17 protein-coding genes are annotated in these 21520 nt (G+C 72.6%); 9 read left to right on the forward strand and 8 right to left on the reverse strand.

The features are described 5' to 3' along the window. Nucleotides 1-70: 70 nt before the first annotated feature. Nucleotides 71-1138 (reverse strand): NAD-dependent epimerase/dehydratase family protein, encoded by a 1068-nt coding sequence (locus VT50_RS23515; RefSeq protein ID WP_046089251.1) that lies wholly within the window; start codon nt 1136-1138, stop codon nt 71-73. A 304-nt stretch (nt 1139-1442) separates the two neighbouring features. Here VT50_RS23515 and VT50_RS23520 point away from each other — a divergent pair, with 304 nt between their 5' ends. Beyond that, a complete protein-coding gene (locus VT50_RS23520) occupies nt 1443-2348 on the forward strand; it encodes a class I SAM-dependent methyltransferase (RefSeq protein ID WP_046089252.1) in 906 nt (301 codons plus the stop codon). A gap of 73 nt (nt 2349-2421) precedes the next feature. Here VT50_RS23520 and VT50_RS23525 read toward each other — a convergent pair whose 3' ends face one another. Then, entirely contained in the window at nt 2422-3222 is an 801-nt protein-coding gene (locus VT50_RS23525) for a peptidyl-tRNA hydrolase (protein WP_046089271.1), read from the reverse strand. Between the two features lie 194 nt (nt 3223-3416). Here VT50_RS23525 and VT50_RS39695 point away from each other — a divergent pair, with 194 nt between their 5' ends. Then, complete coding sequence (locus VT50_RS39695; protein ID WP_167396624.1) at nt 3417-3569, forward strand: hypothetical protein; 153 nt, start codon at nt 3417-3419, stop codon at nt 3567-3569. Nucleotides 3570-3595: 26 nt separating this feature from the next. Here VT50_RS39695 and VT50_RS23530 read toward each other — a convergent pair whose 3' ends face one another. Together VT50_RS23530 and zapE are read right to left on the reverse strand one after the other, a co-directional pair. Beyond that, nucleotides 3596-4990 carry a PhoX family protein gene (locus VT50_RS23530; protein ID WP_046089253.1) on the reverse strand — a complete coding sequence of 465 codons (1395 nt, stop codon included), beginning with the start codon at nt 4988-4990 and terminating at the stop codon, nt 3596-3598. A 130-nt stretch (nt 4991-5120) separates the two neighbouring features. Further along, the gene (zapE, locus tag VT50_RS23535) at nt 5121-6263 is read right to left on the reverse strand and encodes a cell division protein ZapE (protein ID WP_075200500.1); all 1143 of its coding nucleotides are present in this window, start codon (nt 6261-6263) and stop codon (nt 5121-5123) included. 67 nt (nt 6264-6330) lie between these two features. Here zapE and VT50_RS23540 point away from each other — a divergent pair, with 67 nt between their 5' ends. The 4 genes from VT50_RS23540 to msrB all read left to right on the forward strand — a co-directional run bounded on the left by VT50_RS23540 (nt 6331) and on the right by msrB (nt 9834). Next, nucleotides 6331-7251: a pyrimidine reductase family protein gene (locus VT50_RS23540; RefSeq protein WP_075200501.1), complete on the forward strand. Its 921-nt coding sequence runs from the start codon at nt 6331-6333 to the stop codon at nt 7249-7251. 75 nt (nt 7252-7326) lie between these two features. Further along, the gene (locus tag VT50_RS23545; protein WP_046089255.1) at nt 7327-7803 is read left to right on the forward strand and encodes a hypothetical protein; all 477 of its coding nucleotides are present in this window, start codon (nt 7327-7329) and stop codon (nt 7801-7803) included. A gap of 178 nt (nt 7804-7981) precedes the next feature. After that, nucleotides 7982-9412, forward strand: coding sequence for a UDP-N-acetylmuramate--L-alanine ligase (murC, locus tag VT50_RS23550; RefSeq protein WP_046089256.1), 1431 nt, complete (start codon nt 7982-7984; stop codon nt 9410-9412). 14 nt (nt 9413-9426) lie between these two features. Further along, nucleotides 9427-9834 carry a peptide-methionine (R)-S-oxide reductase MsrB gene (msrB, locus tag VT50_RS23555; RefSeq protein ID WP_046089257.1) on the forward strand — a complete coding sequence of 136 codons (408 nt, stop codon included), beginning with the start codon at nt 9427-9429 and terminating at the stop codon, nt 9832-9834. Nucleotides 9835-9859: 25 nt separating this feature from the next. On the opposite strand, the gene treZ is transcribed toward msrB, so the two are convergent. The 4 genes from treZ to glgX all read right to left on the reverse strand — a co-directional run bounded on the left by treZ (nt 9860) and on the right by glgX (nt 17712). After that, nucleotides 9860-11617 carry a malto-oligosyltrehalose trehalohydrolase gene (gene treZ / locus VT50_RS23560; protein WP_046089258.1) on the reverse strand — a complete coding sequence of 586 codons (1758 nt, stop codon included), beginning with the start codon at nt 11615-11617 and terminating at the stop codon, nt 9860-9862. Between the two features lie 91 nt (nt 11618-11708). Continuing rightward, nucleotides 11709-12617: a GNAT family protein gene (locus VT50_RS23565; RefSeq protein WP_046089259.1), complete on the reverse strand. Its 909-nt coding sequence runs from the start codon at nt 12615-12617 to the stop codon at nt 11709-11711. Nucleotides 12618-13012: 395 nt separating this feature from the next. Further along, the gene (treY, locus tag VT50_RS23570; protein ID WP_046089260.1) at nt 13013-15436 is read right to left on the reverse strand and encodes a malto-oligosyltrehalose synthase; all 2424 of its coding nucleotides are present in this window, start codon (nt 15434-15436) and stop codon (nt 13013-13015) included. Between the two features lie 131 nt (nt 15437-15567). Then, on the reverse strand, nt 15568-17712 hold the full coding sequence (glgX, locus tag VT50_RS23575; protein WP_046089261.1) for a glycogen debranching protein GlgX: 2145 nt from the start codon (nt 17710-17712) through the stop codon (nt 15568-15570). Nucleotides 17713-17933: 221 nt separating this feature from the next. Between glgX and VT50_RS23580 the strand changes: the two genes are divergently transcribed. The 3 genes from VT50_RS23580 (at nt 17934) to VT50_RS23590 (ending at nt 21474) form a co-directional block, all read left to right on the forward strand. After that, the gene (locus VT50_RS23580; protein ID WP_046089262.1) at nt 17934-18752 is read left to right on the forward strand and encodes a hypothetical protein; all 819 of its coding nucleotides are present in this window, start codon (nt 17934-17936) and stop codon (nt 18750-18752) included. 56 nt (nt 18753-18808) lie between these two features. After that, complete coding sequence (locus tag VT50_RS23585; RefSeq protein WP_046089263.1) at nt 18809-20140, forward strand: copper amine oxidase; 1332 nt, start codon at nt 18809-18811, stop codon at nt 20138-20140. 89 nt (nt 20141-20229) lie between these two features. Next, on the forward strand, nt 20230-21474 hold the full coding sequence (locus tag VT50_RS23590) for an SAV2148 family HEPN domain-containing protein (protein WP_046089264.1): 1245 nt from the start codon (nt 20230-20232) through the stop codon (nt 21472-21474). Nucleotides 21475-21520: the final 46 nt, after the last annotated feature.

The raw sequence follows: 21520 nt of genomic DNA on the forward strand, positions 1-21520 counted from the left end.
CGCTCTGAGTGACCTGCCGGGGACCCGCTGGGCGACCCCGCTCTGAGCGCCCCCGGGCGAGCCCGCCCCCTCACACCCCCGCCCGTTGCGGGGCGTGGGCGAATTCGGCCATGCCCTCCTGGAACGCGACCGCCGGGCGCCAGCCCAGCTGGTCGCGGATCCGGCGGGACGACGCGGTGATGTGGCGTACGTCGCCCAGTCGGTAGCCGCCCGTCACCACGGGCGCGGGGCCGTCGAACGCGGTGGCCAGGGCCGTGGCCATCTCGCCCACCGTATGGGGGTCGTCGCTGCCGGTGTTGTACGCGGTCAGCGCGTCCGGAGCCACCACATCCGGTGCCGCCTCCAGGGCCGCGACATTGGCGGCGGCCACGTCACGGACATGGATGAAGTCCCGGCGCTGGCCCCCGTCCTCGAAGACCGTGGGCGCCTCGCCGCGCGCCAGGGCCGAGCGGAAGAAGGAGGCGACGCCCGCGTAGGGGGTGTCGCGCGGCATCCCCGGCCCGTACACATTGTGGTAGCGCAGCGACACCGCGCGGCCGCCCACCGACCGGGCCCAGGCCGCCGCCAGATGTTCCTGGGCCAGCTTCGTCGTCGCGTACACATTGCGGGGATCGGCCGGTGCGTCCTCGCCCACCAGGCCGGGCCGCAGCGGGGTGCCGCACTCGGGGCAGAGGGGGTCGAAGCGGCCCGCCGCGAGATCCGCCTCGGCGCGGGGCCCCGGACGGACCCGGCCGTGGCGGGGGCAGTCGTAGCGCCCCTCGCCGTAGACGACCATCGACCCGGCCAGGACCAGTTCGCGCACCCCGCGCTCGGCCATCACCGCCAGCAGTACCGCCGTGCCCAGGTCGTTGCAGCCCACATAGGCCGGGGCGTCCGCGAAGTCCTTGCCGAGACCGACCATCGCCGCCTGGTGGCATACGGCGTCCACTCCGCGCAGCGCCGCGGCCACCGCCTCCCGGTCCCGCACATCGGCGTGGATCCACTCCCCGCCCACCGGGGGCGGAGCCGGAGGGGTGGCGGTCGGGTGAGCGGCGGGAAGCAGGGCGTCGAGGACGACCGGCTCATGGCCGTGCTCGACGAGGGCGGTGACGATGTGCGAGCCGATGAAGCCCGCACCCCCGGTGACCAGTACGCGCATGGGGGCGACGCTAGGCCCAAGACGGCGCCCGGGCCCGCCCCCGCGCCGTTCCGTCACCGGTCCGTAAGACCTTGGGCCACCGCTCCCTGAGACCTTCCGGAGGAGGCGTGGTCACAGAATGGTCACAAGGGGGACGGCCCGGCGTTGCCTTTCGCTGCGACCGTGGCGCCCATTCGCGTCCCCCGGGACCCCGTCCCCGAGGCCCGCCCTCCTGGGGCTCCCGGACACGGTCAACCGGACCGGACACCCACAAACAACCGGACACGTCTCTCAAGACCGCCGCCATCGACGAACAGAGAGCCACATGACGGTCACCACCGCCCCCGCGGCCCAGCGTCCCCGCTGCCTCAATGACGTCAAGGGATGGTTCCCGAGCCTTGACCAAGTGATGTTCGACCGCTTCCTGAGCCGCCAGGAGCGGCTGGGACAGCGCGGGGACCTGATGGAGATGGGTGCCTACATGGGCAAGAGCGCCATCTTCACCGCCGCCTATCTGCGGGCGAGCGAGCGTTTCACGGTCTGTGACCTCTTCGACGCCGAGGCGCCGGACGAGAGGAACGCGGCGGAGGCGCGCAAGTCGTACGCCACCCTGACCCGCATCGCCTTCGAAGAGAACTACCTGGCCTTCTGGGACGAGCTGCCGAACATCATCCAGGGCCCCACCTCCGTCGTGCCCGACCACGTCGGAGCGAACACCTGCCGCTTCATCCACGTGGACGCCTCGCACCTGTACGAACACGTGGCGGGCGACATCGACACCGCGCACAACACGCTGGTCCCCGACGGCCTCGTCGTCCTCGACGACTTCCGTTCCGAGCACACCCCCGGCGTGGCCGCCGCGACCTGGGAGGCGGTGTTCACCCGCGGCCTGCGGCCCATCTGCCTGACCACGCAGAAGCTCTACGGCACCTGGGGCGACCCGGAGCCGATCCAGGACGAGATGCTCGCGGACGACGAGTGGCGCAAGGGGATGCACACCAGCGTGCAGGAGATCGCGGGCCGCAGGGTGCTGCGGTTCTCGGGGAAGCCCGCGAACCCGACCCCGCCCACCTCCCGCTTCGCCCATGAGCCGCGCGACCCTGCCCCCGAACCGCGCCCCGCGCCCACCGCACCGGCGCCCGCGGCGCGCCGCCCCACCGCGGTCCGGCGGCTCGCCGCGGATGTCCTCCCGCCGGTCGTCACCCGGGCGATCCGCCGCCGCAGGGGATAGCCCGTGGGCGCGGCGCGGAGCCCGGGGCCGTCCGCGGCACAGGGCTCCCAGGACCCCGGCGCCGCGGACGGCCTTACCGTCGCCGCAGCGCCGGGTGGTCCGCGACGACCGTGCAGGATCCCGGCGCGATCTCGGTGTACCCCGCGTCGCGCACCACCGGCAGCCCGCCCGCGGTGAGCTCGTCCCACCGCTCGGCCGACGCCGTGCGCACCGCCAGCGGGAACCCGGCCTCGCGCCAGGCCGCCCGCGCCGCGTTGTCCAGCTCCCACCAGGCCAGCTGGGCGCCGTGCCCGGCCTGGGCCATCGCCTTGCCCGCCGACATCTCCACATGGGGGCTCAGCCACAGCACCGGACCGGTGGGGTCGGGGGCGGACGGCGGCTCGGGGTCGTCCAGGTCGGTGCCGGAGACCTGGAGCTTGGCCAGTTCCTTGGGCCAGCCGTCCAGCGGCACCGGCGGGAACACCCGCACCTCGGCGGCCACCGACGAAGCCCCGTCCCCGGCCTCATGCCCGTCCTCGGCCGGGGCCGGGGTGGGCGCCCGGCCCGTGACCGTGATGCCCGGCAGCCCGGCCGCGCGCCGCCACTCCGCGCCGCGCGCCCGCCGTACGACCTTGCGGATCCGGGCGTCCTGCCAGTCCCGTACGGCCTGGGCCCACTCGCCGTCGGTGGCCGTCGCCCGCTCGTCCGACAGCAGCGCCAACACCGCGCGCGCCGCCGTCTCCAGGGCGTCCGTACGCGCCGGGGGCGCGGCCTTCTCGATCCGGACCACCAGGGGCAGGACGAACTGCGGCGCGGCGTCCCGGTCGGTCTCGGCGTGCCGGAAGGGGCTGCTGCGGGCACCGGATCCGGCGCTCCGCTGAGCGGTGGTCTGGATGCCGGTCTGGGTGTCGGTCTCGGTATCGGCGTCGGTGCTGGTCACGCGCCCAGTGTGCCAGCACCGACGCCTGTCCCTGCTGCCCCTGGCCCTGACCGGCGCGGTCGCCGCCGGGGCGACCGCGCCGGCCTGCGCGCTGAGCTCCCGCCGGTCATGGGGCGGTCCTGGGGTTCGGCGGACATAGGGTTCGGGTCATGGACGACCGTACGGACCTCCCCGAGGGCCCGCCGTACGCCGACTGCGTGCAGTGCGGCGAGCCCACCGAGCACCCCGCCACCCGCCCCGGGGCGACGCTGTGCCCCCTCTGCGAATGGCAAGAGGCCCAACGCACCGCCTGTTCCGGCTGAATCCGCCGTGCCTCGCCGGACAGGCGCTAGTGACGCCAGGGTCCCGTTACGGCGAACGTCGTGCCCGGGGTGTAGCAGTTCACGTACATCGTGCGGCCGTCCGGGGCGAAGGTGACGCCCGCGAACTCACCCCACTCCGGCTTCTCCGGTGTGCCGATGTTCTGCTGGCCCCGGGCCATCGCGTAGACCTCGCCGCGCCGGGTCACCCCGAAGACATGCTGCGCGCCGTTGCCGTCCTCGCAGACCATCAGGCCGCCGCTGGGGGCGAGGGTGATGTTGTCGGGGGACTCGCCGGGGAGCTGGACATCCGTCTCGGGGCCGAAGACGATCACCAGTGTGAGGCGGCTCCGGGCGGGGTCATAGCGCCAGATCTGGCCGAAGTGGTCGGCCGCCGAGCCCTCCGCGCTCTTGGCGAAGCTGGAGACGAAGTAGACCGAGGTACCGCCCCAGTAACACCCCTCCAGCTTCTGGGCGTGGGTGATGCCCCCGGGGCCGAAGTCCTGGAAGCGGATGGGGGTTTGGCGGGCGAGCGGGTCGGGGACGTCCACCCACTCGACGCGGTCGAAAGTGGTGCCCGGCTCCTGGATGGTGGACAGATCGGGCACCCCCGGCACCCGCAGCGCCTGCAGCTCCCCGCCCGCGCGCAGCGAGCCGATGCCGCCGAGCGGCTTCTTCGGCCGGAAGCGGTAGAAGAGCCCGAAGGGCTTGTCGAAGGCGTCCTCGGTCTCGTAGATGACGCCGCTGCGCGGATCGACCGCGATGGCCTCGTGCTGGAAGCGGCCCATGGCGGTGAGCGGCACGGCGCCGGTGCGGCGCGGATCGTAGGGGTCGACCTCGAAGATGAAGCCGTGGTCCTTGGTGTAGCCGTTGGTACCGGCCAGGTCCTCGGTTTCCTCGCAGGTCAGCCAGGTGTGCCAGGGGGTGGGGCCGCCCGCGCAGTTGACCGCGGTGCCCGCGATGGCCACCCGCTCGGACAGCACGTGGTTGCCGGAGCCGAGCTCCAGGGCGGTGCAGCCGCCCAGGCCCATCGGGTCGTAGGTGAGGCCGTTCACGGCGGGGACGCGGATCGCGGCGTCGTTACGGTTCTCATGGTTGCGGACCAGATGCGTCCGGCCGCGGTGGCGGCCGGACCGGCCCGGGAACGCGGCCATGCCGTCGCAGTGGCTGGGGACCTTGCCCTCGCCCGACCGGAGTTCGTCGCCCTCGCGCGAGAGCACCCGGTAGCGGAAACCCTCCGGGAGGTCGAGCAGTCCGTCGGGGTCGGGGACCAGGGGGCCGTAGCCGTCCCGGCCGAGCGGTGGGGAATCCGGTTCGGCGGCCGCGGCCGTTCCGGCGAAGAGCTCGGAGACGCTGCCGGTGAAGGCGATGGCGGCACCCAGCGCGCCGGTGCGGCCGAGAAGCTGACGTCGTGTCGCTGACATGCGGTAACTCCCTGCTGGCGGACAGAGAAGATGACCGGATGTGTGTATCACGTGCGCGGGTGCGCGGGAACCTTTCGATCAGCGATGCGCGGAACCGGTTCGATCAGCGGTGTGCGGGGAGCCGCCCCGATCAGTGCTCGTCCGACGCGTCGGCCAGCCCCTTCGCGTCCCGGGCCAGCGCGGTGAGCCGGGATATCGCCCGGAAGTACTTCTTCCGGTAGCCGCCGCTCAGCATCTCCTCGCTGAAGAGCCGGTCGAACGGCACCCCGGAGGCCAGCACCGGCACCTCGCGGTCGTAGAGCCGGTCCGCCAGCACCACCAGCCGCAGCGCGGTCGACTGGTCGGGGACCGGGGCGACCCCGGTCAGGCAGACGGCCTGGACGCCGTCGCACATCGCGCCGTAGCGGCTCGGATGCACCCGGGAGAGGTGGTCCAGCAGGGCGGGGAAGTCGTCCAGGGAGGCGCCGGGGACGCGGTGCGCGGCCCGGGCGACCGTCTCGTCGGAGTGCGGGGGCGGGGCCGCGGGCAGACCGCGGTGGCGGTAGTCCTCACCGTCGATGCGCAGCGTACGGAAGCGGGCGGACAGCCCCTGTATCTCGCGCAGGAAGTCGGCCGCGGCGAACCGGCCCTCGCCCAGCTTGCCGGGCAGCGTATTGGACGTCGCGGCGAGCCCCACGCCCGCCTCGACCAGCTTGCCCAGCAGCGTGGAGACCAGCACGGTGTCGCCCGGGTCGTCCAGCTCGAACTCGTCGATGCACAGCAGCCGGTGCCCGCTCAGGGTCTTCACGGTCTGCTGGAAGCCGAGCGCGCCGACCAGGTTCGTCAGCTCCACGAAGGTGCCGAACGCCTTCAGCTCGGGGGCGGCCGGGGTGGCGTGCCACAAGGAGGCCAGCAGATGGGTCTTGCCGACGCCGTAGCCGCCGTCGAGGTACATCCCGCGTGGGCCGGAGCTCGCGGCGGGCTTGGCCTCCCGGCGGAACCGGTGCCTCCGGCGCCCGCCCTTCGCGTCCGCGCCGCCGCCGAGCCGTGCGGCGAAGGCTCTCAGCGCCTCGACCGCCTCGGCCTGGCTGGGCTGGCCGGGGTCGGTGAGGTAGTTGTCGAAGCTCACGGTGGCGAAGCGGGGCGGCGGCACCATCTCGGCGACCAGACGCTCCGCCGGAACCCGCGGCGCACGGGCGGTGAGGGCCGCGGGGGCTTCGGCGGCTTCAGTGGCTTCCCTGGCTTCGGCGGCTGTGCGGCCTGCCGAGCCGGATGCGGTGGTTGGTGCAGACACGGATGTCCAGGGTAGTCGCTCTTCACCCGACCACTGTCCGAGAGGGAGGCATGTCACACTGCGGCCTATGCGACGCCTGTTCCCCGTTCCTGTCCCCGCGCCTGCCGAAACACTCGCCAAAACGCCTGCTGAAACGTCTGCCGAAGGGTCTGGCGCGACGCCTGCAGAAACGTCCGTCGAAACGCCGGTCGAAACGTCCGCCGCGACGCCTGCGGGCATTTCCGCCGAAACGACCGTCGGCGAGGACCGCGAATGGGCCCTTGGGGAACTGGCGGACGCCTATGCGTATCCGGAGCCGCCGCACGGCCCCTCCGGCGCCTATCTGCGGGCCAACATGGTGTCCTCGCTGGACGGGGCGGCCCATCACGACGGCCGGTCGAAGGCCCTGTCCTCCGACGCGGACATGCGGATCTTCGGGGTGCTGCGCGGGCTCGCCGACGCCGTCGTCGTGGGCGCGGAGACCGTGCGCCGCGAGGGCTACCGCCCGGCGCGCGCCCGGGAGGCGTTCGCCGAGCGGCGGGCGGCGCTCGGCCAGTCGCCCGCGCCCGCGATCGCCGTCGTGAGCGCGAGCCTGGACCTGGACTTCACCCAGCCGCTGTTCACCGAGCCACTGGTCCCGACGATCGTGATTACGGGCGCGACGGCCGGGGAGGAGCGGATCGAGGCGGCCCGCGCGGCGGGGACCGAGGTGGTCTTCGCCGGGTCGGGACCCTCGGGGCGGGTGGACGCGGCGGCGATCGTGACCGCGCTCGCGGAGCTCGGCCACACCCGGCTGCTCACCGAGGGCGGCCCCACGCTGCTGGCGGAGTTCGCGGCGGCCGGGGTGTTGGACGAGCTGTGTCTGGCGGTGGCCCCCCTGGTCACCGCGGGCGACGCGAAGCGGATCACGAACGGTCCCGTACTGGGGGAACCGGAACGCTTCACTCTCGCTTCTGTTCTGGAGGAAGCCGGGTTTCTTTTCACCCGCTACCGTCGGATTTACCAATAACTCATAAAAACATCCGTAAACCCGTGAATGGGATCGCGAAGGAGAAGGGCATCCGCCGTGTTCACGAGCGTATTGATGATTGAGAAGCCCCTGACCCCCGCCGACGTGGAATTCGTCACCACCCTGCACGGCGGTGACCCGGTCTCCTTCGTCGTCCTGATGCAGCCGAGGGGCAGTAAGGACCGGCTGCTGCGCGCGATCGACGACATCGCCCTCGGCGAGCTGGAGCAGGCCGCCCAGGAGGGGGAGGAGCCGGAGGGCAAGGAGGCGCTGGAGCCCGCCGAGCGGGCGCTGAACCACTCGGTGGCGGCGCTCGAGGCGGCCGGGAGCCGGGCCCGGGGCCATGTCGTCCAGCGCCGCCCGCTGGAGGTGCTGCGCGGTGTGGTCGAGGAGACCCAGGCCGACGAGGTGATCGTGCTCACCGCGCCGCACTTCGTGGAGGAGTTCTTCCACCGGGACTGGGCCTCGCGGGCGCGCCACAAGGTGGGGGTCCCGGTGCTGAAGCTCTTCGCCCACGCGGTGGACGAGGACCAGCCCTCAGCGGGCGGCTGAGCCCAGGCCCGGCGGGCTGAGCCCAGGCCCGGCGGCTGGGCTCAGCCGCCCGGCCGCCCGGCCCCCGGCCCCGGCCATCGGCTGGGCCCCAGCCCCCGCGGCCATCGGCGGCCGCGGGCCGCCGGGGGTGCGAGAATCGGGCCGACAGGACACACCGCGAACCAGGGGAGACCCGTACATGGCACCGGCCGGCACCGCCTCCGACACGCTGGATCGACCGCACTTCATCGGCATCGGCGGCGCCGGGATGTCGGGTGTGGCGAAGGTCCTCGCCATGCGCGGCGCGCGGGTCTCCGGAAGCGACACCAAGGACTCGCCGATCGTCGGCGCGCTGCGTGAGCTCGGCGCCACGGTGCACATCGGCCACTCCGCAGGAAACCTCGCCGCCGACGCCACCAGCGTGGTCATCTCCAGCGCCATCCGCGACGACAACCTCGAACTGGTCACCGCGCGGGAGCGCGGCATCCCGGTGGTGCACCGCTCCGACGCGCTCGCCGCGCTGATGGACGGCGCCCGGCCGATCGCGGTCGCTGGCACCCACGGCAAGACCACCACGACCTCGATGCTGGCCGTCTCGCTGCGCACCCTCGGCCTGGACCCGTCGTACGTCATCGGCGGCGATCTGGACGCCCCCGGCTCCAGCGCCCACCACGGCGCGGGCGAGATCTTCGTCGCGGAGGCCGACGAGAGCGACCGCAGCTTCCACAAGTACGCGCCCGAGGCGGCGATCATCCTCAATGTGGAGCTCGACCACCACGCCAACTACGCGTCGATGGACGAGATCTACGCCTCGTTCGAGACCTTCGTCCGCCGGGTCAGGCCCGGCGGCGCGCTGGTGATCTCCGCCGATCACCCCGGCGCCCGCGAGCTGACCGCCCGGGTCGGCGGGCGCGGCGGGCACGACGGGCTGCGGGTGCTCACCTACGGTGAGGACGCGGGCGCGGACGTGCGCGTCCTGGCCATCGAGCCGCACGGGCTGACCAGCGAGGTCACCGTACGGCTCGCGGATTCGCTGGGCGGCGCGGAGCTCACCTTCACCGTCTCCGTCCCCGGCCGCCACTACGCGCTCAACGCCGTGGCCGCCCTCACCGCGGGCGCCGCCCTCGACGTCCCGGCCGCCGAGCTGGCCCCCGCCCTCGCCTCGTACACGGGCGTCAAGCGGCGGCTCCAGCTCAAGGGCACCGCGGCCGGGGTGCAGGTGATCGACTCCTACGCCCACCACCCCACCGAGATCGCCGCGGACCTCGAGGCGATCCGCGGCGGCGCCGGGGAGGGCCGGGTGCTGGTGGTCTTCCAGCCGCATCTGTTCAGCCGCACCCAGGAGCTGGGCACCGAGATGGGCCAGGCCCTCGCGCTCGCCGACGCCTCCGTGGTGATGGACATCTACCCCGCCCGCGAGGACCCGGTCCCCGGTGTCACCAGCGCCCTGATCATCGACGCCGCGGCCCGCCACGGGGCCGATGTGACCGCGGAACACGACCGGGACGCGGTGCCCGAGCTGATCGCCGGAATGGCGAAGCCCGGTGACCTTGTTCTCACCATGGGCGCCGGCGATGTGACCGACCTCGGTCCGGAGATCCTCGGCCGCCTGCAGAGCCCGGAGAACTGAGGAGGTCCGTCCCCATGGCGTACGAGATCGACAAGCCGGAGGAGCAGTGGCGCGCGGAGCTGACTCCGCAGGAGTACCACGTACTGCGGGAGGCCGGTACCGAGCGTGCCTTCACCGGTGAGTACACCGACAGCAAGACGGTCGGTGTCTACTCCTGCCGGGCGTGCGGGGCGGAGCTCTTCCGCTCGGAGACCAAGTTCGAGAGCCATTGCGGCTGGCCGTCGTTCTACGACCCGGCGGACAGCTCGGCCGTCGAACTGATCGAGGACCGCTCGCACGGCATGGTCCGCACCGAGGTGCGGTGCACCCGCTGTGGCTCGCATCTGGGCCATGTCTTCTCGGGTGAGGGCTATCCCACCCCGACCGACCAGCGGTACTGCATCAACTCCATCTCGCTGCGGCTGACCCCCGAGGAGAGCTGAGCCTCAGGCTGAGCCTCAGGGCTCATCACCGTGAGCCGCAGCGCAGCACGGCGGCGGTCTCGGGCGGCAGCCTCAGCATGCCGTCCGGGCCCGGCAGCTCGACCCGCCGCCAGGCGGCCACCACCTCGGCGACCTCGCCGGTCCGGGGCCCGAGCCAGGTCTTGACCGGCCGGTCGCAGGGGTTGAGCAGGACCCGCAGCGGGCCGCGCTGAAAGCTGAAGCAGCCGTCCGAACCGGAGGACAGGCCGGTATACGACCAGGTGGGGTCGGTCAGGGCCGGTTCGCTGCGGCGCAGCGCGATCAGCCGGCGGTACCAGTCGAGCAGCGCCCGGTGCGGCTCCCGCTCCGGCTCCCGCCAGTCGAGGCAGGACCGCAGCCGGGTGGCCGGGTCCTGGGGGTCGGGCACGTCCCCCTCCGCCCAGCCGTGGGCGGCGAACTCGCGGCGGCGGCCGGAGCGCACCGCCTCGGCCAGCTCCGGGTCCTGGTGGTCGGTGAAGTACTGCCAGGGTGTGCGGGCGCCCCACTCCTCACCCATGAAGAGCATGGGGGTGAAGGGCGCGCACAGCACCACGGCCGCCGCGCAGGCCAGCAGCCCGGGGGAGAGCCGGGCGGAGAGCCGGTCACCGACCGCGCGGTTGCCCACCTGGTCATGGGTCTGGGCGTAGCCGAGCAGCCGGTACGCGGGGGTGGTGTGGGTGTTCAGCGGACTGCCGTGGCGGCGGCCCCGGAACGCCGAATGGGCGCCGTCGTGGAAGAAGCCGCCCATCAGCGTCTTGACCAGGGCCCCGGGCCCCTCGGCCGCGAAGTCGGCGTAGTAGCCCTGCCGCTCACCGGTGAGAAAGGTGTGCAGGGCGTGATGGAAGTCGTCGTTCCACTGCGCGTGCAGACCGTGGCCGCCCGCCTCGCGCGGGGCGGTGGTGCGCGGATCGTTGAGATCGGACTCGCCGATCAGGAACAGCGGACGGCCGGTGCGGGCGGCCAGCGCGTCCACGGCGGCCGACAGCTCGGCCAGGAAGTGCCGGGCCCGGGTGTCGCGCAGCGCGTGGACGGCGTCCAGCCGCAGCCCGTCGAGGCGGAAGTCGCGCAGCCAGGCGAGCGCGCTGCCGATGAAGTACGCGCGCACCTCGTCCGAGCCGGGTGCGTCGAGGTTGACCGCCGCGCCCCACGGGGTGTGGTGGGTGTCGGTGAAGTACGGGCCGAAGGCCGGGAGGTGGTTTCCGGAGGGGCCCAGATGGTTGTGGACCACATCGAGGACCACGCCGAGGCCGTGCCCGTGCGCGGCGTCCACGAAGCGCGCCAGCCCCTCCGGCCCGCCGTACGGCTCGTGCACCGCCCAGGGCGCCACGCCGTCGTACCCCCAGCCGTGGGTGCCGGGGAACGGGCAGACGGGCATCAGCTGCACATGGGTGATGCCCAACCCGGCCAGGTGCGGCAGCTGTTCGGCCGCCGCGTCGAAGGTGCCCTCATGGGTGAAGGTGCCGATGTGCAGCTCGTAGAGGACCGCGCCGGGCAGCGGCCGCCCGAACCACTCCCGCTCCCAGCGGAAGCGGGAGTGGTCGACCACCGCGCTCAGCCCCTCCGGGCCGTCCGGCTGGCGGCGGGAGCGCGGATCGGGGAGCGGCGGGCCGCCGTCGAGCGCGAAGCCGTACCGCGTGCCGGGCCCGGCCCCGGCCACGGCCCGCCACCACCCGGGGCGGCCCGGGTCGGGCTCCATGGGGCGGTCCCGCCCGTCCACATGGAGCCCGACCCGCTCGGCGTGCGGCGCCCACACCTCGAACAGCACTGGCCTCTCCTCACCTCGGCACCTCGACCTGACTACGGTCCCCGACCATGCTGCGGGACGCGGCGCCGGCGGCGCAGCAGGGCGACATCGGTCAGACGAGGTCGATGCGCTCCTGGGTGACGGGATACCCCGCCCTGGCGAAGTGCGCGGCCATGGGGAGGTTGGGCTGGTCGGTCGCCGCCGCGATCGTCGTGGCGCCCCGTTCCACCAGATCGTGGGTGCACTCCACGAGCAGGTCGTACGCATAGCCGTGGCCGCGCTGCTCGGCGACGACCCCGATATAGCCCACGCACGGGCCGTTGGGGTTGTGCGCGGGCACCTGGATGCCCACCAGCTCGCCCCCGGGCGTCCACGCCAGCCGCCACCACTCGCGCGGCGACGGGCACCAGGAGAGGAAGTCCATCAGCTCCCGCACCGCGGCGTCGACCCCTCCTCGTTCGCTGGCGCGCCGGTCGTGGGCGTCGAGCGACCCCGGCATGATGCGGCGCAGCACCTCCTCGACCGCCGCGTCATCGGGCTCCGGCCGGAACTCCAGCCGCCCCGGGCGGGCGGGCAGTCCGCACTCCGGCGTCCACTCGTAGCGGTAGCGCTCGACCAGGGGCTCGAGCCCGCCCGCCACGGCGGCGTCGATACGGGCCCGGGCGGCGGCCCGCACCTCGGGCCGATCGCGCCAGCCGGGCGGGGCCAGCAGGGAGTACTCGGTGCGCAGCGGTGCGGTGCGCAGCAGTTCGGCGGCGGCGTCGGCCTCGCCCTCGGCGAAGTCGAACCAGTCCAGGGCGATGGGCGCGGAGTCCTCCGGCCCGGCCCACCACGCGGCGCGGGCCACGACCCGCCCCGCGCGCAGCGCCACCCAGGTCCAGTCGGGGCGGTACTCGCCGCCCTGGCCGACGGTGGCGTAGGTGTGGCCGAGGATGGCACGGCCGACGAGCGGGGGCACCCGCAGGTCATGGAACAGCTGGGCGTCGCCCTCGGTGAGGGGACGGATGACCAGATCGGTCATGGAGTTCCTTCCAGGAGAGTGATGCGCTCCCGGTCGGATGTCTGATTCGGCGGGTGCCTGAGCGGCAGTTGCGTGATCAGACGCGGATACGCCCGGGGGACAGGGGGCGGGAGCGCGGAAACGTCGTGATGTCCATTGCTCTCGCCTCCTTCCTCGATCAAGGGCGTGCCCGCACTCTATGGGCGCCGATCCCCCGGTGTCCACGGCATTTCCCGAACGGAGCCGGTCTGCCGCCCGCGAGGGGGAAGGAGCGGCAGACCGGCACCGGGATGAGGTGCACCTGACAGTTGATGAGCGGGTCGGAGCACCTGCGTGGACCGGTGTGGGACGCAGACTAGTGCACCATCCGGATCGGCGCGGCCGTTGTGCCCGGACGGGCCGTTCCGATCGGTCCGTCAGATCCGGACCAGCAGCGCCACCGGAAGCCGGGACAGCAGCTCGTCCAGCGCTGCCGGGCCCCCGGCGGTCCGCCCGGTCAGCAGGTCCCGCCAGCGGCCCGGTGGCAGCGGCAGCCGGGTGGTGCCCCAGCCGCCCGCTTCCGCCAGCCGCCGCGACAGCCGGGTGACCACGGTGACGGCGCCGCCCTCCGCGCTGGTGTCCGTCCGTGACGTCCGTAAGAAGGCCACGCAGTGCTCGGCGGACGGACCGGAGGCGAGCAGCGGCGTATACGTACTCCCGGGGCCGAACCACTCCGGATGCTCTCGGCGCAGGTTTAGCGCGGTACGGGTGAGCAGCGGCTTTTCGGCCGACGGGCCGTCCGCCGGTTCACTGCCCAGCTCGGGCGGGCGGCGGTTGTCCGGGTCGACCAGGGCCATATAGACGCGCTCGGTGCCCATATAGAGGTCGGGAACGCCCGGCATGGTGAGCTGGAGCAGGGCGGCGCCGAGCGCGTTGGCCCGGGCAGGACCGTCGAGTTCGGCGCCGATCGCGGCCCACACCGACGGGTCGGCCGCGCACGGCCCGGCCTCGAGGAAGGCGGTCACCTCCGCCTCGTACGCCGCGTCCTGCTCCGTCCACGTCGTCCGCAGCCCCGCCTCGCGCACCGCCTTGAGCACGGCGGGGACCAGCCGTTCGGCGTCCCCGTGGCCCAGCGCGAGCGCGGTCTGCCAGGCCGTCCAGGCCAGATGGGGATCGGGCGCGTGAGCCGGGCGGGTCAGCTCCTCCACCTTCAGCCCCCACCAGTCCGGGCATTCGGTGAGCGCCGCGAGCCGGGCCCGGGCGTCCGCACTGCGCTTGGTGTCATGCGTGGAGAGCACCGTGCCGGTGGCGGGCCAGTCCCCCGAGCGCCGGGCCGCGAAGGCGTGGAACTCCTCGGGGGCCACGGCCGGCCGCCCCGGATCGCCGCCCACCTCGGCGGCCGACAGCAGCGGGGCGTAGCGGTAGAAGGCGGTGTCCTCGACCGACTTGGCGCGCAGCGCGGCCGCCGTCTGGGCGAAGCGGGCGCAGAAGTCGTGGTGGTCCGGGCCGTCCCCGAGCCCGCCCAGCGCGGCGTCCCGCACCACCCGCACCACCTGGGCCTCCTGCGCCACCGCGAACGCCTCCCGGGCGTCCGCCGCCGCCGAGTCCAGCATCACCGCGTCGGCGTCCGTCGCGGGCGGGCCGCCCACCGAGGCGTACGGGCGGTAGACCGGCAGCCGCACCAGCAGCTCGCGGATCGCCGTGCGCAGCGCCCAGGGGGCGTGGTCGCGCAGCCGGGGATCGGCCGCGCAGATCCGTGAGGCGGTGCGCGTCAGCCGCTCCACCTCGGCGGCCAGCTCATGCGTGACCACCTCGTGGGCGGCGCGGCGGACCGTGGCGGCCCAGTCGCCGCCCAGGTCGGCCGGGGGAGCGGCGAAGGCGCGGTAGCGGGCGGTCAGCTTCTCCAGACCGTCCGGGTCGAGGAAGAGCCCGTCGATGTGGTGCAGCGCGTCATAGCCGGTGGTTCCGGCGACCGGCCAGTCCGCGGGAAGCCGCTCGTTCCGGGCGAGGATCTTCTCCACGACGGTCCAGCGGCCGCCGCCGCCGTCGCGGCGTTCCCCAGTCCCCGTCGCCGCGCGCACCGCCCGGTCCAGCCGCCGCAGATAGCCCGCCGGGTCGGCGAGCCCGTCCGGGTGGTCGATCCGCAGCCCGTCCACGATCCCGTCCCGCACCAGCCCCAGCAGCGTGGCATGGGTGGCCGCGAACACCTCCGGGTCCTCCACCCGCACCGCGATCAGCTCGGAGATGGTGAAGAACCGCCGGTAGTTGAGCTCGGTGCGGGCCAGCCGCCACCAGCCGAGCCGGTACCACTGGGCGTCCAGCAGCTCGGCGAGCGGCAGTCCCTCGGTCCCGGGCCGCAGCGGGAAGGTGTGGTCGTAGTAGCGCAGCGTCCCGTCCCCGACCCGCAGCCGCCCCCACTCCTCGCCGAGCGGACCCCCGAGCACCGGCAGCAGCACCTTGCCGCCGTGGGCCCGCCAGTCGATGTCGAACCACCGCGCGCAACGTGACTCCGGCCCCTCCCGCAGCACCTCCCACAGCGGGCCGTTGAGCCATTCGGGGGCGGGGGCGGCCATGTGGTTCGGCACGACGTCGACGATCAGCCCGAGGCCGTGCGCCCGCGCCGTACGGGCGAGTGCGCGCAGCCCCTCCCCGCCGCCCAGTTCGGCCCGGACGGCGGAGTGGTCCACCACGTCATAGCCATGGGCGGAGCCGGGCACCGCCTCAAGCACGGGGGACAGATGCAGATGGGAGACGCCGAGCGAGGCCAGATACGGCACCGCGCGCTCCGCCGCCGCGAAGGGGAAGGCGGGCTGGAGCTGGAGGCGATAGGTGGCGGTGGGTGTGCCGGGGTCAGCCGTCATATGAACGTACGTACCCACCCGGAGCACCCCAGCAGAGCTCCGCACCCCCAAACGGACGCGACGCGCGCGTGTGTCCGGCGGACCGGCAGGCGAAGCAACCGGTACCCCGGCGGAGCGCCTAGGCGGAGCGCTTACGCCGGGCGCTGCAGCACCATCAGGCTGCGGTCCACCAGGGTCAGCCGGTCGCCCGCCGCCACCTTCGATCCGCTGCCCGGCTCCACGCCCTCCGCCACCGCCGTGTCCACGATGACCTGCCACTGCTTGCCGTGGTCGATGGGCACGACGAAGTCCAGCGGCTCGTGGTGGGCGTTGAACAGCAGCAGGAACGAGTCATCGGTGATCCGCTCGCCGCGCGCCCCCGGTTCGGAGATCGCGCTGCCGTTGAGGAAGACCGCGAGGGACTTGGCGTGCGCCGCCTGCCAGTCGCGCGGCGTCATCTCCTCTCCCTCGTGGGTGAACCAGGCGATGTCCGACAGCTCGTCATGGGTGCCCTCCACCGGCCGTCCGTGGAAGAAGCGGCGGCGCCGGAAGACGGGGTGGTCGCGGCGCAGCCACACCAGGGAGCGGGTGAAGCGCAGCAGCTCGAGCGCCGAGCGGTCCTCCCACGCGCCGTCCTGCGCCTTGGCGTGATCCGGCCAGCGCACCCAGGACACCTCGTTGTCCTGGCAGTACGCGTTGTTGTTGCCGCCCTGGGTGCGTCCGAACTCATCGCCGTGGCTGAGCATCGGCACGCCCTGGGAGAGCATCAGGGTGGCGATGAAGTTGCGCATCTGGCGCTCGCGCAGCGTCCGCACCGCCGGGTCGTCGGTCTCGCCCTCGACCCCGCAGTTCCAGGACCGGTTGTAGCTCTCGCCGTCCTGGTTGGACTCGCCGTTGGCCTCGTTGTGCTTCTCGTCGTAGCTCACCAGGTCGCGCAGGGTGAAGCCGTCATGGCAGGTGACGAAGTTGACCGAGGCCAGCGGGCGCCGCCCGTCGCCCTGGTAGAGGTCGGAGGAGCCGGTCAGCCGGGAGGCGAATTCGGCCAGGGTCCTCGGCTCACCGCGCCACAGATCCCGCACGGTGTCCCGGAACTTGCCGTTCCATTCGGTCCACAGCGGCGGGAAGTTGCCGACCTGATAGCCGCCCTCGCCGACGTCCCAGGGCTCGGCGATCAGCTTCACCTGGCTCACCACCGGATCCTGCTGGACCAGGTCGAAGAACGACGACAGCCGGTCCACCTCGTGGAACTGCCGGGCCAGCGTCGCCGCCAGATCGAAGCGGAAGCCGTCCACATGCATCTCGGTCACCCAGTAGCGCAGCGAGTCCATGATCAGCTGGAGCACGTGCGGGGACCGCATCAGCAGGGAGTTCCCGGTCCCGGTGGTGTCCATGTAGTACCGGCGGTCCTCGGTCAGCCGGTAGTACGAGGCGTTGTCCAGGCCCCGGAAGGAGAGGGTGGGGCCCAGGTGGTTGCCCTCGGCCGTGTGGTTGTAGACCACGTCCAGGATGACCTCGATGCCCGCCTGGTGCAGCGCCCTGACGGCCGACTTGAACTCCAGCACCTGCTGGCCCCGGTCGCCCCAGGACGCGTAGGCGTTGTGCGGGGCGAAGAAGCCGATGGTGTTGTAGCCCCAGTAGTTGGCCAGCCCCGAGTCGGCCAGCCGGTGGTCATGGACGAACTGGTGCACGGGCATCAGTTCCAGCGTGGTGACGCCCAGCTCCGTCAGGTGTTCGATGATCGCCGGATGGGCGAGCGCCGCGTAGGTCCCGCGCAGCTCCTCCGGCAGCCGGGGGTGGCGCATGGTCAGCCCCTTGACATGCGCCTCGTAGATGACCATGCGGTGGTAGTCGGTGCGCGGCGGGCGGTCGTCGCCCCAGTCGAAGTACGGATTGACCACGACCGACGCCATGGTATGCGGGGCCGAGTCGAGATCATTGCGCTTGTCGGGCCGCCCGAAGTGGTAGCCGTAGACCTCCTCGCCCCAGTCGATCCGCCCGCTGACCGCCTTGGCGTAAGGATCCAGCAGCAGCTTGGCGGAATTGCAGCGGTGGCCGAGCTCCGGTTCGTACGGGCCGTGGGCCCGGAAGCCGTAGCGCTGCCCCGGCATGATCCCCGGCAGATAGGCGTGGCGGACGAACGCGTCGGACTCCCGCAGCTCGACCGCCGTCTCCGAGCCGTCGTCGTGCAGGAGGCACAGCTCGATGCGGACGGCGGCCTCGGAGAACACCGCGAAGTTGGTTCCGGCGCCGTCGTAGGTGGCGCCAAGGGGATAAGCCTGTCCCGGCCAGACCTGCATACGTCGACTCTTCCACTTCTTCTCCGGGGGCCGCGAGCACCCCAGGCACCGGACGGAACCTGACCGACCCTGCATCCTTTCCCAACTGGCCTGAGCCATCCGCTCTTTCGACAGAACTTCCTCAAAAGTGAGGCAACCTACGGCCATATCGGTTCGTCCTACCGGGTGACCTGACGCATAGGCGTATCCCGCTATGCACGCCAATACGATGACAGGGGGGAATGGGGGAGGATGTGCGCAAGCTGATGCACCGCCACCTGGGCAAGGTGGTGGCCGGCGCGGCCGTGGCGACCACCGCCACGGCGGTCTTGATCGGGGTGACGCTCCCGGGGAGCGCGTCCGGTGAGGAAGGCTCGAGTGGGGGACCCCAGAGCTCTTCTGCGGAGCAGGGCCAGGCGGCCCGGCAGCAGCCCGGAGTGGTGGAGGAGGCGCCCGAGCAGGGTGAGACCGGCAGCGGCCGCGATCCGCTGACCGACGACGAGATGAAGCGCGCCCAGGGCCTCGCGGCCGGCCGCGACTTCCGCATGAGCAGCGAGGACGTCAAGGGCGCCAGCGGCCCCGAGCGGCTTTCCACCGACCTCGCGGAGCTGAGCCCCGAGGAGGTGGCGGCCGCCGACCCGCCGCGCCGCGCCGAGGTGACGTACTACGACTACAAGGACGACACCTACGTCACCAAGACGGTCGACCTCGGCAGCGGCAAGGTCACCGACACTGACACCCAGCGCGGGGTGCAGCCGCCGCCCAACCGCGACGAGGTCATGGAGGCCGTACGGCTGCTGATGGCCGACAAGCTGGGCGAGGGGCTGAAGAAGGACTTCAAGGACGCCACCGGCAAGGCGCTGACCCGCCCGGACCAGCTGGCCGCCACCGGCTTCGTCTACCGCGCGGGCGAGGGCAGCAACCCCGGCCCGGCTGCGGTCCAGGACTGCGGCGAGCACCGCTGCGTACGGCTGTTCACCCGCGTGGTGAACGGCCCCTGGATCGACACCCGGCAGCTGGTGGTCGACCTGAGCGCTCACACCGTCGCCAAGCTGGGCTAAGGCCCCGGCAGCCGCGCTTCGCGCACCCCTCAACGCTTCACTACAGGAGTCTCCCCATGCCTGACAGCAGGCTCCGCCGCGCCCGTGCCCGGGTCGCGGCGGCCATTGGCGTCTCGGCGCTGCTCGGCACCGCGGCGATCGCCGCAGGGCCGGTCGGCAGCGCCCAGGCGGCCCCGCGGCCCGCCGCCGCGGCGGACTGCAGCGTCCCGTACAGAATCGAGCAGAAGCTGGACGGCGGCACCACCTGGCGGATGTGCTGGCACTACGAGAGCAAGGCCGGGCTGGTGCTCGACGACGTCTCGTACCAGCCCAAGGGCGAAAGCGCCCCCATCAAGGTGCTGACCTCGGCGAAGCTGGGCCAGATCCATGTGCCGTACGACGACGGCAGCAATGAGTACGACGACCTCACCGGGCAGGGCTTCGCCCAGGGGCTGCAGCAGCTGGATCCGGCCGAGTGCCCCGGCGGCACCATCAAGACCGTACGGGTGCCCGACGCCTGGGACCCCGACCATCCGGATGTGAAGGGTCTGTGCGCCACCACCCGGGCCCGCGGCCACGCCTACCGCATGGGCGAGGACGACCTCGGAGCGGGCGGCCGGAACAAGGTCTACCAGCTACAGGGCAAGGACCTGCTGCTCTACACCGTCAACAAGGTCGGCTGGTACGAGTACATCACCGAGTGGCGGTTCGCCGGTGACGGCACCATGACCATGCAGGTCGGCGCCACCGGCACGCTCTCCCCGATGGACTACGACGCGGGCGACGGCCGCGGCTGGCCCATCGGCAAGGGCGCCAAGGACTACGCCACCAGCCACGCCCACAACGTCTTCTGGCGGCTGAACTTCGGGCTGGACGGCTCGCCCAAGAGCAAGGTCGAGCAGTACGACTCCAAGACCACCGCGACCGCGGGGCGGATCCCGAAGACCAAGACCACCCGCACCGCGGTCGGCAAGGAGCTGGCCGGTGACGCGGCGGCGGCGCGGTGGTGGCGCGTGGTCAGCACGGCGGGCAAGAACAAGGACGGCCATCCGCGCAGCTACGAGATCGTTCCCGGCCACACCACGAAGTACCAGGGGCGTAGCTTCACCAAACACGACGTCTACTTCACCGAGTACAACAGGTGTGAGCAGTTCGCCAGCAACAATCTGCGCAACTGCGGCGCCGGTGCCGGTAAGAGCGTCGACAGGTGGGTCAACGGACAGACCCTCAAGCACCCCATCGTGTGGGTCAACATCGGGTTCCACCACATCGCCCGGGATGAGGACCAGGAGCCGATGCCGGTCCACTGGCAGGGCTTCCAGCTCGCCGCGCGCGACGTCACCGCTATGAATCCCCTCACGCCGCCTGCACTGTCCGGACACAACGGGCATACAGAAGAGGCACGTTGATTCGATAGGCAGGACCTGAGTGTCGCACCGCCCCCGCCAGCGCAGTAGTCTGCGGTGATCGTTGGACGGGGGCGGAAGGCGGTGCACAGGTGAGCTCGGGCGGGCTGGAGCTTCCCCCTGGTGGTCCCGGGGGTGATGGCTCCACCGACGCACCTCCCGGCGCGGTGTCCCTGGTGCGGCCGATGGAGATCGGAGCGGAACTGGACTGGGGCGCCGAAGCCTGGAGCGAGGTGCGCACGCGCGCACGCCGGGCCGGGCGGGCCTATATCTGGCTCAACCTCGTGGAACAGCGGCTGCGCGCGGTCGTCAGCGCCGTGCTGCGGCCCATCTACGAACCGGTCCACGGCGAGGACTGGGTCATCGCCGCGGCGGGCCCCGCCGGACAGGAGTGGGTGCAGCGGGCGGTCGCCGTACGGGAGGTGAGCCGCCGCAAGGGCTATCTGCTCGACCCGGCCGACGACAACGTCGTCAGCTTCCTGACCCTGCCGCAGCTCCGGGAGCTCCTGGTCCAGCACTGGCCGTGCTTCGAGCCGTACCTCGACGACCGCCGCGAGGTGGAGCTGGCCCTGGACGAGCTGGAGGTCGCCCGCAATGTGGTCTCCCGCAACCGCGCCCTGTCCGAGAACGTCCTCGCCCAGGCCGAGCGGGCCTCCGCCCGGCTGCTGGAGATCCTGGGCAGCGGCACCGAATCCCCCTCCGCCGACCGGCTGCCCGTCGACGCCGTCGAGGACCTGGTCGGCGACCGCTACGCCGATGTGGTCGGCGTCCACTCCGACCGGGTGCGGCTCCAGCGCCAGCTCCCCGCCGAGGACCTTTTCGGCAACGCCCGCCGCCTCGACGCCGTCGGCATCGGGCTCAACCTCCTGGTCCAGAACTACTCGGGCCGCCGACTGGTCCGGCTGGCCGAATCCGGCTGCCGGGCCCGGCTGCTCTTCCTCAACCCGGCGAGCAGCGCGGTGCGGCGGCGGGAGCGCGAACTCGGCCTGAAGAAGGGCGAGATGAGCCGATCGGTGGAGATGAACATCCTCCATATGCGGCGGGTGCGCGCCCGGCTGCGGGACCCGGGCGCGTTCGAGATCCACGTCTTCGACGAGACCCCCCGCTTCACCGCCTACCTGGTCAACGGCGACGGCGCGGACGGCCTCGCGGTCGTCCAGTCCTACCTCCGCAAGGCCCGGGGCATGGAGGCCCCGGTCCTGGTCCTGCGCGGCGGCGGCCGGGGCAGCGAGGTCGTCCGCGAGGGCGGCGCGGCCGAGGAGGGCGAGGGCGGGCTCTTCGGCACGTACCGCGAGGAGTTCGAGAGCGTCTGGTCGGACTCCCGCCCGGTGTCCTGACCCCACGAGCCGACGCCTTGCGCCTGCGGGCTGCCCGTGGTCTGTT

The sequence above is a fragment of the Streptomyces antioxidans genome, from assembly GCF_000968685.2.
Taxonomy (GTDB): Bacteria; Actinomycetota; Actinomycetes; order Streptomycetales; family Streptomycetaceae; genus Streptomyces; species Streptomyces antioxidans.

What these genes read in the sequence shown, in the direction of transcription:
- VT50_RS23515 (WP_046089251.1), bottom strand. Translation starts at nt 1,138, where the DNA reads ATGCGCGTACTGGTCACCGGGGGTGCGGGCTTCATCGGCTCGCACATC.
- VT50_RS23520 (WP_046089252.1), top strand. Translation starts at nt 1,443, where the DNA reads ATGACGGTCACCACCGCCCCCGCGGCCCAGCGTCCCCGCTGCCTCAAT.
- VT50_RS39695 (WP_167396624.1), top strand. Translation starts at nt 3,417, where the DNA reads ATGGACGACCGTACGGACCTCCCCGAGGGCCCGCCGTACGCCGACTGC.
- VT50_RS23530 (WP_046089253.1), bottom strand. Translation starts at nt 4,990, where the DNA reads ATGTCAGCGACACGACGTCAGCTTCTCGGCCGCACCGGCGCGCTGGGT.
- VT50_RS23540 (WP_075200501.1), top strand. Translation starts at nt 6,331, where the DNA reads ATGCGACGCCTGTTCCCCGTTCCTGTCCCCGCGCCTGCCGAAACACTC.
- VT50_RS23545 (WP_046089255.1), top strand. Translation starts at nt 7,327, where the DNA reads ATGATTGAGAAGCCCCTGACCCCCGCCGACGTGGAATTCGTCACCACC.
- murC (WP_046089256.1), top strand. Translation starts at nt 7,982, where the DNA reads ATGGCACCGGCCGGCACCGCCTCCGACACGCTGGATCGACCGCACTTC.
- msrB (WP_046089257.1), top strand. Translation starts at nt 9,427, where the DNA reads ATGGCGTACGAGATCGACAAGCCGGAGGAGCAGTGGCGCGCGGAGCTG.
- VT50_RS23565 (WP_046089259.1), bottom strand. Translation starts at nt 12,617, where the DNA reads ATGACCGATCTGGTCATCCGTCCCCTCACCGAGGGCGACGCCCAGCTG.
- treY (WP_046089260.1), bottom strand. Translation starts at nt 15,436, where the DNA reads ATGACGGCTGACCCCGGCACACCCACCGCCACCTATCGCCTCCAGCTC.
- glgX (WP_046089261.1), bottom strand. Translation starts at nt 17,712, where the DNA reads ATGCAGGTCTGGCCGGGACAGGCTTATCCCCTTGGCGCCACCTACGAC.
- VT50_RS23580 (WP_046089262.1), top strand. Translation starts at nt 17,934, where the DNA reads ATGGGGGAGGATGTGCGCAAGCTGATGCACCGCCACCTGGGCAAGGTG.
- VT50_RS23585 (WP_046089263.1), top strand. Translation starts at nt 18,809, where the DNA reads ATGCCTGACAGCAGGCTCCGCCGCGCCCGTGCCCGGGTCGCGGCGGCC.